Genomic DNA, 11,704 nt, shown 5'->3' with positions numbered 1-11,704 from the left:
AATGCGCAGCATAGTTGTCTAGACGTAAAAAGCCCCGCTATTGCTAGCGGGGCTTTTAGAAAGTGGTCGGTGAAGAGGGATTCGATCGGACTGGCGCCCAGCCCACGACCCATAATGCGCGGCATAGTTGTCTAGACGTAAAAAGCCCCGCTATTGCTAGCGGGGCTTTTAAAAAGTGGTCGGTGAAGAGGGATTCGAACCCCCGACCCTCTGGTCCCAAACCAGATGCGCTACCAAGCTGCGCTATTCACCGAGAACGGAGCCGTATAATACGGATTCTGTTTGCCAACGCAAGCCATTTCCCGCACTTTTTTCCAAATTCACACCGTTTGACTAAAACGCGAGCAACGGGCCACAAAATGTGAGCAAACACACAGCAAGCAGAACAAAAACGCAACCTTCGGATAACACTTGATCTAGATCAGTGTTGAATTAATGACCAGCCATTACCTTAAATTCCGTCAACACACACTTTGTATTTGGCGGAGGAACTATGGACTTTTGGCTTGATCTTCTCTTTGGTAATGCAGTAGGTCTATCTTCAATGATTGTCATCTTGGGTGCCTTTAGTCTCATGCTCTTTTACGGCGCTTTCTTCGTCTACAAGGTGATGAATGACAAATCTCCTCACTAGAATCGCTTAGCTCTATTCTCCGAATAGACATTCGCTATGCACCGAAGTAGACACACTGTTTACTTCGGTTTTTTATTTCTTGCTGATCACAACAGGCTTACGTCAGTATAATAGCTATATTGATTGAATACTCTGAGATACCGTCATGTCTAACGACGACGATTTTGCACTGTTTCAGCAAATGATGGGAGACGTTAAACCCATCAAGCAAGACACCACTCAACACGTCAAAATACATCAGGTCACCCAAGCGCAGTTGGCTAAACGCGAAGCGGCTATGTGGCTCAGCGATGATGCTCCCGAGTACCTCTCCATTGACCATGCGCCGATGCTCAAACCCGAAGACATCATTGAGTACAAGCGCGATGGTGTACAAGATGGGGTCTTTCGTAAACTGCGCCTGGGTAAGTACCCACTTCAAGCAAGGTTAGATTTACACCGCAAGACGCTCAAACAAGCGCGTGACGAAGTGCTCACCTTTCTTAAACAGTGCATGCGCATGGATATTCGCACGGTGCTGATCATTCATGGTCGAGGCGAGAAATCCAATCCCCCCGCCATGATGAAAAGTTACCTTGCAAAGTGGCTATCACAAATCAATGACGTCCAATGTGTACACAGCGCACAGCGTTTTCACGGCGGCACGGGTGCGGTCTACGTCATGCTGAGAAAAAGTGCCGACAAGAAACAAGAGACTCGAGAGCGTCATCAAAAACGGCTCGGGTAAATCCGTTTCCGATCGTTATGGTTGGTCTAAGATAGACAGAGTGATACACTCCCCGACCCCGATTTCGGATCCATCTACCACCACATCACGGGTTGCCGTTGTGAAACGTAAAGAGAATGCTCATGTCCCAAGATAGCGCGAAACGCCTTAACAAATTCATCAGTGAAACCGGCTTTTGTTCACGTCGAGAAGCAGACCGACTGATAGAGCAAGGTCGAGTCACCATTAATGGCCAAGTGCCGGAAATGGGCACCAAGGTGCTTCCCGGAGACGATGTTCAAGTCGATGGAAAACCTATCAGTGGTGCCACCGATAAACCGATTTATATCGCTTTAAATAAACCGACTGGTATCACCTGTACAACCGAGCGAGATGTACCGGGTAACATTGTTGACTTTATTGGCCACAAAAAGCGCATCTTCCCAATTGGTCGCTTAGATAAGCCGTCGGACGGGTTGATCTTTCTGACCAATGATGGCGATATCGTCAACAAAATTCTTCGTGCGGGTAACCATCACGAAAAAGAGTACGTCGTGCGTGTCGACAAGCCCATCACCGATGACTTTATTCATAGGATGAGCAGCGGCGTGCCGATTTTAGATACCGTCACGCTACCGTGCCGTGTCATCAAGGAAACCAAGTTTTCATTTCGAATCGTGCTGACACAAGGGTTGAACCGTCAAATACGCCGTATGTGTGAAGCGCTGGGATACGAAGTATTCAAGTTACGCCGAGTTCGCATCATGAACATTACCTTGGATGGTATCCCTAACGGTCAATGGCGCTACTTGTCTGATCAAGAGGTTGAGACGATTCTCGCAATGTGTGAGGGCTCAAGCGGGACTGAAGAAGCCTCAAAGGTTGACAGCAAAGGGCGAAGAATCCGCCGCGCAACCGATGCAAAGCTCTTTGATAGTCGAGAAGAGAATCAAGAATCCAAAGCGCGACGTAATCAAAAGCCGCGAACGTTTAAAGGTCGCAATGCCGATGATCTTCGTCACGCGCCTAATTCGAAAAAGGGCCGCGCCCATCACCACAATCCGAACCAAAAGCCCGTAACCAAACATTCAGGCCCCACGACCAAACCGGCAAAACCACGCACCGGTGGCACGCTGAGTTTGAAGAAGTAACGCAGGCGAAGTATCCGTTCAGCGCTTTGCTGCAATGAAAAAGGAGCATCATTCAATGCTCCTTTTTAGTCTTTACAAGTCAATCAACACACTAGCGTATAAAGTGACTTAGATATCAACGATTACTTAGTGCCGAAAATCTTGTCACCGGCATCACCAAGACCAGGGACAATGTAACCTTTATCGTTCAGTCTGCTGTCAATAGCAGCGGTGTACAGTTCCACGTCTGGGTGCGCTTTTTCTAGAGCTTCGATGCCTTCTGGCGCAGCAACCAACACCAACACTTTGAATGACTGACAACCTTGCTCTTTAAGAAGGTCAATCGTCGCAATCATAGAGCCGCCGGTAGCAAGCATAGGGTCAACAACCAACGCGATACGCTCATCAATGTTTGACGCCAGTTTGTTGAAGTAAGGCACAGGCTCCAACGTCTCTTCGTCACGGTAAATACCCACCACACTGATGCGAGCACTAGGAATGTGCTCAAGCACGCCGTCCATCATACCTAGGCCAGCACGAAGAATCGGCACAACGGTGACTTTCTTACCCTTGATTTGATCCACTTCTACCGGACCATTCCAACCGTCAATGGTTACTTTTTCTGTTTCAAAGTCTGCGGTCGCTTCATAGGTCAGCAAGCTGCCGACTTCTGTTGCAAGCTCGCGAAAACGCTTAGTGCTGATATCACCTTCTCGTAGAAGACCAATTTTGTGTTTCACAAGAGGGTGTTTAACTTCAACAACTTTCATTTCCATCTCCGGATCTATGGCAAATTTCAAATAAACTTGTCGATTATAAACGATTTCGTTCACAATTTCTTGTCGTAGCGCAAAAGAAAAAACTTGCGCAAACGTTTGCTATCTAGCTTTGACCACTGGTAGAATAGCGCCGTTTTCACATCCAATTTTCTAACCGAGGACTTCCCCGTGAGTGCTGATAACACTTCTCTTAGCTATAAAGATGCTGGCGTTGACATTGATGCAGGCAACGCACTTGTTGACCGTATTAAAGGTGCGGTAAAACGTACACGTCGCCCTGAAGTAATGGGTGGTATTGGTGGTTTTGGCGCGCTGTGCGAACTGCCAACCAAGTACAAGCATCCAGTTCTCGTCTCAGGGACAGACGGTGTGGGCACTAAGCTGCGCCTTGCTTTGGATATGAAAAAGCATGACACCATCGGTATTGACCTTGTGGCAATGTGTGTCAACGACCTGATTGTTCAAGGTGCAGAGCCGCTGTTCTTCTTGGATTACTACGCAACAGGTAAGTTGGATGTCGATACGGCAGCGGATGTTGTGTCAGGTATTGCAGACGGCTGTGTGCAAGCAGGTTGTGCACTGATCGGTGGTGAAACCGCAGAAATGCCAGGGATGTATGAAGGCGAAGACTATGACGTAGCAGGCTTTTGTGTTGGCGTCGTCGAAAAAGAAGACGTGATTGACGGCACGAAAGTCGCAGCTGGCGACGCGCTGATCGCGGTCGGTTCAAGCGGTCCACACTCAAACGGTTACTCACTCATTCGTAAGATTCTTGAAGTCTCTGGTGCTGACAAAAACGAACAGTTAGCTGACAAAACGATTGGTGAGCACCTACTCGAACCCACCAAAATTTACATCAAATCGGCACTCAAGATGATTGAGCAGCATGACATTCATGCCATCTCGCACATCACTGGTGGCGGTTTCTGGGAAAACATCCCTCGCGTACTGCCTGAAGGCACCAAAGCGGTGATCGATGGTAACAGCTGGGAATGGCCAATTATCTTCAAATGGCTACAAGAGAAAGGCAACGTCACAACCCACGAAATGTACCGCACATTTAACTGTGGTGTTGGTCTGGTTGTCGCCCTACCTAAAGCACAAGCGGACGCAGCGGTTGAACTGTTGAAAGCCGAAGGCGAGAACGCTTGGGTAATTGGTGAGATTGCAACAGCGCAAGCAGCCGAAGAACAGGTAGAGATCAACTAAAGATGAAAAGCGTTGTTGTTTTAGTTTCAGGGAATGGTTCTAACTTGCAAGCGATTATTGATGCTTGTGAAACCAACATCGATAATGGCCGAGTAACCGCTGTTTTTTCAAACAAAGCAACCGCTTATGCTTTGGAACGTGCGAAAAAAGCCGGTGCTGGCGCGCACTTTCTTGATCCAAACTCATTCGATACTCGCGACGCCTTTGATCGCGAGTTGATGAAGCAGATGGATGAATACAAGCCTGACGTTGTGGTCTTGGCGGGTTATATGCGCATTTTAAGTGGCGAGTTCGTTCGTCACTTTATGGGGCGAATGATCAACATCCACCCATCGCTGTTACCCAAATACCCAGGGCTCAACACTTACCAACGTGCCATTCACGCCGGTGACGAAGAGCATGGTACCAGTGTCCATTTTGTCACTGAGCAACTTGACGGCGGGCCTGTCATTTTACAGGCGAAAGTGCCGATCTTTGATGAAGACACCGTCGAAACCCTCACCGAGCGCGTGCAAACGCAAGAGCACAAAATCTACCCTCTGGTCGTAAAGTGGATGGTGGAAGAGCGCCTCGTGATGAAAGATGGCAAAGAAGCCTACCTCGATGGCAAGCTGCTCGGCATGCATGGTTACGCCGAAGAGTAATCAAACCGTTTCAATCCAATTGGCGAGCGTTAATGCTCGCTTTTTTTTTGCGCTGCGTTTCTCCTATCTCACCCTATTGGTGAAAAAGTCGACTAAGGCTACACGAGTTTGCGCTAGCGCAACCGGGCACTTTGAGTTTCCTCTCGTCCCTGTGTATATTTGAGAGCAGTTATCATTTGTTAAGGATACCAACATGCAAGTTTATCAGTGCTGTGACATGATTCGTGAGCTTTACGCCCAGATCGGTAGTGGCGATCAAGCCTATGTCCCACAAGCCATCACCTGCGCGCTCAAAGCGCTTAATGACATTGCAGCGGATGACGCGCTGCCTAAGTCGGTACGAGAAAAAGCGGCCTTCGCAGCGGCCAATCTGCTGATTTCTGATTTTGAGGATGCATGATGAATTTGAGCAATTTTGCCAGCATGGATAGCGTGATGCTGATGAGCATCGTCAACATGAAATTGCGCGATGATTTTGCAGGGGATCTGGACAAGCTTGTGGCGTATTTCGATATTGACCGTGCTGCCCTTGAAGCAAAGCTTGCGAGCGCAGGGTTTGAATACTTGCCTGAGGCGGGGCAGTTTCGTTAACGCGACCGCATCTCTGCGAGCGCTAGGTTGTCTTGGCTAGCGCTCAAAACAAACGTGCCTACACTCAGGTAGGCACAATAAGGTCGACAACAGTGATTACTTGGCTTTTTTACGCGCGTTGTGACCGGCTTGCGCTTTGGCGAATACCGCCAATTGCTCTTCACCCCAAGCTTGTGCAGCTTGTTCAGACTCAAACCCTGTTTCACTTTTTGAAACGTGAGTTTTACGTGATGTCACTTGGCGAGTGATTGTTGCACTCCACTGTGACTCTTGTTGAGTAACATGCAACGCATATTTTTTATTGGCATTCATAAATTGTTTCCTCAGACCAAGCGACCCTAATGATTGGGCCCTTCGCAAAAAAGTGCGCTATTAGAGCTTAAAAAAGCATCGCTGGCTAGTAGTTTTTTCGCTAAAAACACATTTCGCTAAAAATAAAAAAGCGCAGCGAATTCACGCTACGCTTTTGACTCGATTAATCAGGCTTAGCCGATGTTCTTACGAGCGTTTTGGAACATACGCATCCAAGCGCCGTTCTCACCCCAACCTTCTGGTGCCCATGAGTTGGCAACCGTACGGAATACACGCTCAGGGTGTGGCATCATAATGGTCACACGACCGTCTTGTGTGGTAAGACCGGTAATCGCATTTGGTGAACCGTTCGGGTTGTTCGGGTATTGCTGTGTTGGGTTACCGTGGTTATCAACGTAACGTACAGCAACCGTACCAGACGCTTCAATCGCTGCTAGGTGGTCTGCATCACGTACTTCAACGCGACCTTCGCCGTGAGAAACCGCGATAGGCATACGTGAGCCTGCCATACCATCAAAGAACACAGAATCCGATTTCTGTACTTCCACTAAGCTAAAGCGTGCTTCAAAACGCTCAGATTCGTTGCGAACAAAACGTGGCCACAAATCAGCGCCAGGGATCAGCTCTTTCAGGTTCGATAGCATCTGACAGCCGTTACATACACCAAGAGAGAAGGTATCGTCACGGTTGAAGAAGCTTTGGAACTGCTCACGTGCTTGTGGGTTGAATAGGATAGACTTCGCCCAACCTTCACCAGCACCTAGTACGTCACCGTAAGAGAAGCCGCCACACGCCACAAGACCTTGGTATTCATCCAACGCTGCCTGACCCGTTAGGATGTCGCTCATGTGGATGTCGGTCGCTTCAAAGCCAGCACGGTCAAATGCCGCTGCCATTTCAACGTGAGAGTTGACGCCCTGCTCACGCAAGATAGCCATTTTCGGCTTCGCACCTTTTGCGATGTAAGGTGCAGCAACATCTTCGTTGACATCAAAGCTTAGATTAACGTTCAGACCTGGATCAGAGTTGTCTTTCTTCGCTTCAAACTCTTGGTCAGCACAGGCAGGGTTGTCACGTAGACCTTGCATCTTATGTGTGGTCTCAGCCCAGATAGTACGAAGTTCTGTACGAGCGCGCTCAAGGATAACCGTCTCACCCGCGGTGATAACAAAGTTATCTGTTGCTTCCACTGAACCAATAACGTGAGAACATGCCTCTAGGCCGTTGGCTGCCAATACCGCTTTCACTGTGTCTAGGTCAACGTTCTTCACCTGAACAACCGCGCCTAGCTCTTCGTTAAATAGCGCAGCAAGTGCATCGTCGCCTAGGTTTGCGATGTCCGCTTTCACGCCACAGTGACCCGCAAAGGCCATCTCTGCCAAGGTCACGAACAGACCGCCATCCCCTTTATCGTGGTAAGCCACCAGCTTGTCATCACGAACTAGCGTTTGCATAGCGTCAAAGAAGCCTTTTAGTTGCTCGGCGTTATCCACGTCCGCTGGCTTATCACCCAGTTGTTTGTAAACCTGTGCGAGTGCCGTCGCACCTAGACGGTTCTTACCGTTACCAAGGTCAACAAGAACCAGTGACGTCTCGCCTTTGTCAGTACGTAGCTGAGGCGTTACTGTCTTACGAACATCTTCAACACGACCAAATGCGGTGATCACCAATGAAAGTGGTGAGGTCACCTCTTTGCTTTCACCATTATCTTCCCATTTAGTCTTCATCGACATGGAGTCTTTACCCACCGGGATAGTAAGACCTAGCGCTGGACATAGCTCTTCACCGACGGCTTTCACTGCTTCGTAAAGACCGGCATCTTCGCCTGGGTGACCTGCTGGAGACATCCAGTTCGCTGACAGTTTAATGCGCTTGATATCACCGATATCTGTCGCTGCAATGTTTGTTAGAGACTCACCTACTGCTAGACGTGCTGATGCACCAAAGTCGAGAAGAGCCACTGGTGTGCGCTCACCCATAGACATGGCTTCACCGTGGTAAGAGTCGTAGCTTGCTGCGGTTACCGCGCAGTTTGCCACTGGAACCTGCCAAGGACCAACCATCTGGTCACGCGCAACAAGACCAGTTACCGAGCGGTCACCAATAGTGATCAGGAAGGTTTTCTCTGCCACTGTTGGTAGGCGTAGAACGCGATCAACCGCTTCGTTAATTTCGATGCCATCACGATCAATCGCTGGGCTATCGACTTTAAGTGTTTTCGCATCACGGTGCATCTTCGGCGTTTTACCCAACAAGATGTCCATTGGCATATCGATTGGCGTGTTGTCGAAGTGAGAATCTTCTAGTGTTAGGTGACGCTCTTCAGTAGCGACACCCACAACCGCATAAGGCGCACGTTCACGCTTACAGATGGCATCGAATACTTCCATATTCTCTGGCGCCACTGCCATTACGTAACGCTCTTGAGATTCATTACACCAGATCTCAAGTGGGCTCATGCTCAGCTCGTCGTTTGGTACGTCGCGTAGCTGGAATAAACCACCACGTTCGCCATCATCACACAGCTCTGGTAGTGCATTTGAGATACCGCCTGCGCCCACATCGTGGATAAACGCGATTGGGTTGCTCTCACCAAGCTGCCAACAACGGTCGATCACTTCCTGACAGCGGCGTTCCATCTCTGGGTTTTCACGCTGTACAGAAGCAAAATCAAGATCTTCCGCAGACTGACCTGACGCCATTGAAGAGGCCGCACCGCCGCCAAGACCAATGTTCATCGCAGGACCACCCAGTACGATAAGCTTCGCACCCACTGGGATCTCTTTCTTCTGAACGTGCTCGTCACGGATATTACCCATACCACCAGCAATCATGATTGGCTTGTGGTAACCACGGATCTCTTCACCCGCGTGAGAGGTCACTTTCTCTTCGTAAGTACGGAAGTAACCCAGTAGGTTTGGACGACCAAATTCGTTGTTGAACGCCGCGCCACCAAGAGGGCCTTCTAGCATGATATCAAGGGCGTTAACGATACGACCTGGCTTACCAAAATCGGTTTCCCATGGCTGTTCAAAACCTGGAATACGTAGGTTAGAGGTAGTAAAACCAACCAGACCGGCTTTAGGCTTGCCGCCAATACCCGTTGCACCTTCGTCACGAATCTCACCACCAGAACCGGTAGACGCACCTGGCCAAGGCGAGATAGCGGTTGGGTGGTTGTGCGTCTCAACCTTCATCAGGATGTGCGCGTCTTCGTGGTGGTAGGTGTATTGACGAGTATCAGGATCTGGGAAGAAACGACCTACTTTTGAACCCGTCATGACTGCTGCGTTATCTTTGTAAGCAGACAAAACATGATCAGGTGTCGTTTCAAATGTGTTCTTGATCATCTTAAACAGCGACTTCTCTTGATCAACACCGTCGATCGTCCAGTCTGCGTTAAAGATTTTGTGACGACAGTGCTCTGAGTTTGCTTGAGCAAACATCATGAGTTCGATGTCGTTCGGGTTGCGACCCAGTTTAGTGAAGTTTTCTACTAGGTAGTCAATTTCATCTTCCGCCAGTGCCAAGCCCAAGGAAACGTTTGCCTCTTCAAGCGCAAGACGACCGCCCGCAAGAATATCAACGTGAGCAACAGGCTTAGGTTCAGCAACGCTAAACAGTGCAGAGGCAGCATCAAGCTGAGTAAATACGGATTCCATCATGCGGTCATGGATGAGTGCTTTCACCGCATCCACTTGTGCGTCGTTTAACGAGACCGATGCTTCAATGTAGTATGCCGTACCACGCTCTAGACGCTTAACGCTTGAAAGGCCACAGTTATGGGCAATGTCGGTGGATTTAGAAGACCAAGGAGAGATGGTGCCCGGACGAGGAGTCACAAGCAACAAAAGACCTTCAGGTGCGTGCTCTTCGATCGTTGGGCCGTAGGTCAACAACTTTTCTAGCTTTGCTAGTTCAGCGTCAGACAGATCTGCGGTAAGGTCAGCAAAGTGCATAAACTCAGCGTAAATACCTGTCACAGGCAGGTCTTGTTCACGACAAAGTTCTACTAGTTTGTTAACACGAAACTCAGAAAGAGCTGGGGAGCCACGCAAAATTCTCATGTGCTTAGGTCTCTTATGCAATTGATTAAGATGATATTGGAATAAATTCAATACGTTATAAAAAACAAATCAAACCTATGCCAATCGCACCTCTGCGTTTGCGTGCGCATTATATAGCAATTGGTTTTGTGATGTAACACCAAACGCAACCGTTTGCGTCATTTTTTTCATCGGCGTACCGTCAGCACAATCGCCGCAAAGCCTTTCTTTCCTGTCCCGTCCACAACCTCACCCTGTACGGAAGAGCATGAGCCATCATGGCCTGTGAACATGATGATTTTTTGAACTCTGCGGCTTCGCCGTCGATAGTTTCTTGCCTTGTGATGACACTTTGATATAAATGCCCTACTGGAAGTATGAGACTCTCTTTAATGAACAAGTATGACTTTAGCCCGCTGAAAGCCTTGTGCGCGCTGCTTTTTTCTGCGCTTTTTTTGACGGGATGCCAAATTGAATCTAAGCCGAAAAGCGAATTAGACCAAATTCGCGAACGTGGAGTGCTTCGCGTTGGCACCCTCAATAACCAGCTCTCCTATTATATTGGTCCTGATGGCCCGGCAGGCCTTGATTACGAAATCGCCCGTGAATTTGCCAACGAGCTTGGTGTGCAATTGGAAATGAAACCGGCCTATCGCATTTCGAGCCTCTACCCAGCGTTAGAAAAGGGTGAGATCGATATTATCGCGGCGGGCCTCAGTCAATCACCTGAGCGCATGAGCCGTTTTCGCCCTGCCCCCGCCTATTATTACGTCAGTCAACAACTGGTGTATCGCAAAGGGCAGTGGCGACCACGAAATCTGGAGCAGTTGATTGAGCGACAGGCTGAGCTCATTGAAGAGAACGACGGCAAGCCCGTTTTAAGTATTGTCAGTGACTCTCACTTCAATAAGACGTTAGGAGAGATTCAAATCGACTACCCGGAGTTTACCTATAAGGTCGACGCCAATGTCGATGTCAATGACCTGCTCAAGCAGGTCTCTGATGGTGAACTGCTATTTACCGTCGCAGACTCGGTCGAGATCTCGCTATCACAGCGGATTTATCCCGATGTGGCACTGGCGTTTGAGCTGACCGAAGATCAGCCCATCTCCTGGTTCTTACGACGCAGCCAAGACGAAAGCCTCTACGCCTTGCTGATCGAGTTCTTTGGTCATCTACAACAATCCGGGCATCTCGCCTCACTGGAAGAGAAATACATCGGCCATATCGACAGCTTTGATTACGTCGATACCCGCGCCTTTATCCGCGCGTTGGATTCCACGCTACCGACGTGGTCGCCACTGTTTAAGAAATACTCCGATGAGTTTGATTGGCGATTGGTCGCAGCACTGGCTTATCAAGAATCACACTGGAACCCTCGCGCCAAATCACCAACCGGGGTTCGTGGCATGATGATGCTGACGCTGCCGACAGCCAAAAGTGTGGGCGTGACCAACCGACTCGATCCAGAGCAATCTGTAAGAGGTGGCGTTGAGTATTTGCGGCGCATGGTTGCGCGCATTCCAGACACCATCGAAAGCCACGAGAAAATTTGGTTTGCGTTGGCGTCGTACAATGTCGGCTATGGTCATGTAATGGACGCCCGCCGCCTGACGAAAAAACAAGGCGGTAATCCCGATGCCTGGTCAGATG

11 protein-coding genes and 1 tRNA gene are annotated in these 11,704 nt (G+C 49.1%); 8 read left to right on the top strand and 4 right to left on the bottom strand.

Annotation, left to right across the window (positions count from 1 at the left end):
• Positions 1 to 176: 176 nt before the first annotated feature.
• A tRNA-Pro gene (locus tag AC6R0R_RS08125) sits at positions 177 to 253 on the bottom strand.
• A gap of 240 nt (positions 254 to 493) precedes the next feature.
• Between AC6R0R_RS08125 and AC6R0R_RS08120 the strand changes: the two genes are divergently transcribed.
• The 3 genes from AC6R0R_RS08120 to rluF all read left to right on the top strand — a co-directional run bounded on the left by AC6R0R_RS08120 (position 494) and on the right by rluF (position 2,491).
• On the top strand, positions 494 to 634 hold the full coding sequence (locus tag AC6R0R_RS08120; protein WP_334555181.1) for a DUF3149 domain-containing protein: 141 nt from the start codon (positions 494 to 496) through the stop codon (positions 632 to 634).
• Between the two features lie 145 nt (positions 635 to 779).
• Positions 780 to 1,361: a DNA endonuclease SmrA gene (smrA, locus tag AC6R0R_RS08115; protein WP_500626329.1), complete on the top strand. Its 582-nt coding sequence runs from the start codon at positions 780 to 782 to the stop codon at positions 1,359 to 1,361.
• A 122-nt stretch (positions 1,362 to 1,483) separates the two neighbouring features.
• Complete coding sequence (rluF, locus tag AC6R0R_RS08110; RefSeq protein ID WP_500626328.1) at positions 1,484 to 2,491, top strand: 23S rRNA pseudouridine(2604) synthase RluF; 1,008 nt, start codon at positions 1,484 to 1,486, stop codon at positions 2,489 to 2,491.
• A gap of 122 nt (positions 2,492 to 2,613) precedes the next feature.
• On the opposite strand, the gene upp is transcribed toward rluF, so the two are convergent.
• Entirely contained in the window at positions 2,614 to 3,240 is a 627-nt protein-coding gene (gene upp / locus AC6R0R_RS08105; RefSeq protein WP_500626327.1) for a uracil phosphoribosyltransferase, read from the bottom strand.
• Positions 3,241 to 3,417: 177 nt separating this feature from the next.
• On the opposite strand from upp, the gene purM reads away from it, so the two are divergent.
• The 4 genes from purM to AC6R0R_RS08085 all read left to right on the top strand — a co-directional run bounded on the left by purM (position 3,418) and on the right by AC6R0R_RS08085 (position 5,693).
• Positions 3,418 to 4,458, top strand: coding sequence for a phosphoribosylformylglycinamidine cyclo-ligase (purM, locus tag AC6R0R_RS08100; protein WP_500626326.1), 1,041 nt, complete (start codon positions 3,418 to 3,420; stop codon positions 4,456 to 4,458).
• Positions 4,459 to 4,460: 2 nt separating this feature from the next.
• Positions 4,461 to 5,102, top strand: a complete 642-nt coding sequence (gene purN / locus AC6R0R_RS08095) for a phosphoribosylglycinamide formyltransferase (RefSeq protein WP_334555176.1) — start codon at positions 4,461 to 4,463, stop codon at positions 5,100 to 5,102.
• 193 nt (positions 5,103 to 5,295) lie between these two features.
• The gene (locus tag AC6R0R_RS08090) at positions 5,296 to 5,502 is read left to right on the top strand and encodes a YaeP family protein (protein ID WP_334555175.1); all 207 of its coding nucleotides are present in this window, start codon (positions 5,296 to 5,298) and stop codon (positions 5,500 to 5,502) included.
• Positions 5,502 to 5,693, top strand: a complete 192-nt coding sequence (locus tag AC6R0R_RS08085; RefSeq protein ID WP_500626330.1) for a DUF4250 domain-containing protein — start codon at positions 5,502 to 5,504, stop codon at positions 5,691 to 5,693. The genes AC6R0R_RS08090 and AC6R0R_RS08085 overlap by 1 nt, the downstream gene beginning before the upstream one ends.
• Before the next feature lie 96 nt (positions 5,694 to 5,789).
• On the opposite strand, the gene AC6R0R_RS08080 is transcribed toward AC6R0R_RS08085, so the two are convergent.
• Entirely contained in the window at positions 5,790 to 6,005 is a 216-nt protein-coding gene (locus AC6R0R_RS08080; protein WP_334555173.1) for a DUF3622 domain-containing protein, read from the bottom strand.
• 173 nt (positions 6,006 to 6,178) lie between these two features.
• Positions 6,179 to 10,072, bottom strand: coding sequence for a phosphoribosylformylglycinamidine synthase (gene purL, locus AC6R0R_RS08075; protein WP_500626325.1), 3,894 nt, complete (start codon positions 10,070 to 10,072; stop codon positions 6,179 to 6,181).
• A gap of 371 nt (positions 10,073 to 10,443) precedes the next feature.
• Here purL and mltF point away from each other — a divergent pair.
• Positions 10,444 to 11,704 (top strand): membrane-bound lytic murein transglycosylase MltF (gene mltF, locus AC6R0R_RS08070; RefSeq protein ID WP_500626324.1); only part of this gene is annotated, 1,261 nt, incomplete at its 3' end.

This window comes from Vibrio sp. R12-SW3-ISO1, from assembly GCF_059834005.1.
Note: the sequence above shows the minus strand (reverse complement) of the source record. Positions and strands in the feature narration are given on the sequence as shown.

Excerpts from the sequence above, each read along its gene's own strand:
- AC6R0R_RS08120 (WP_334555181.1), top strand. The coding sequence starts at position 494 with ATGGACTTTTGGCTTGATCTTCTCTTTGGTAATGCAGTAGGTCTATCT.
- smrA (WP_500626329.1), top strand. The coding sequence starts at position 780 with ATGTCTAACGACGACGATTTTGCACTGTTTCAGCAAATGATGGGAGAC.
- rluF (WP_500626328.1), top strand. The coding sequence starts at position 1,484 with ATGTCCCAAGATAGCGCGAAACGCCTTAACAAATTCATCAGTGAAACC.
- upp (WP_500626327.1), bottom strand. The coding sequence starts at position 3,240 with ATGAAAGTTGTTGAAGTTAAACACCCTCTTGTGAAACACAAAATTGGT.
- purN (WP_334555176.1), top strand. The coding sequence starts at position 4,461 with ATGAAAAGCGTTGTTGTTTTAGTTTCAGGGAATGGTTCTAACTTGCAA.
- AC6R0R_RS08090 (WP_334555175.1), top strand. The coding sequence starts at position 5,296 with ATGCAAGTTTATCAGTGCTGTGACATGATTCGTGAGCTTTACGCCCAG.
- AC6R0R_RS08085 (WP_500626330.1), top strand. The coding sequence starts at position 5,502 with ATGAATTTGAGCAATTTTGCCAGCATGGATAGCGTGATGCTGATGAGC.
- AC6R0R_RS08080 (WP_334555173.1), bottom strand. The coding sequence starts at position 6,005 with ATGAATGCCAATAAAAAATATGCGTTGCATGTTACTCAACAAGAGTCA.
- purL (WP_500626325.1), bottom strand. The coding sequence starts at position 10,072 with ATGAGAATTTTGCGTGGCTCCCCAGCTCTTTCTGAGTTTCGTGTTAAC.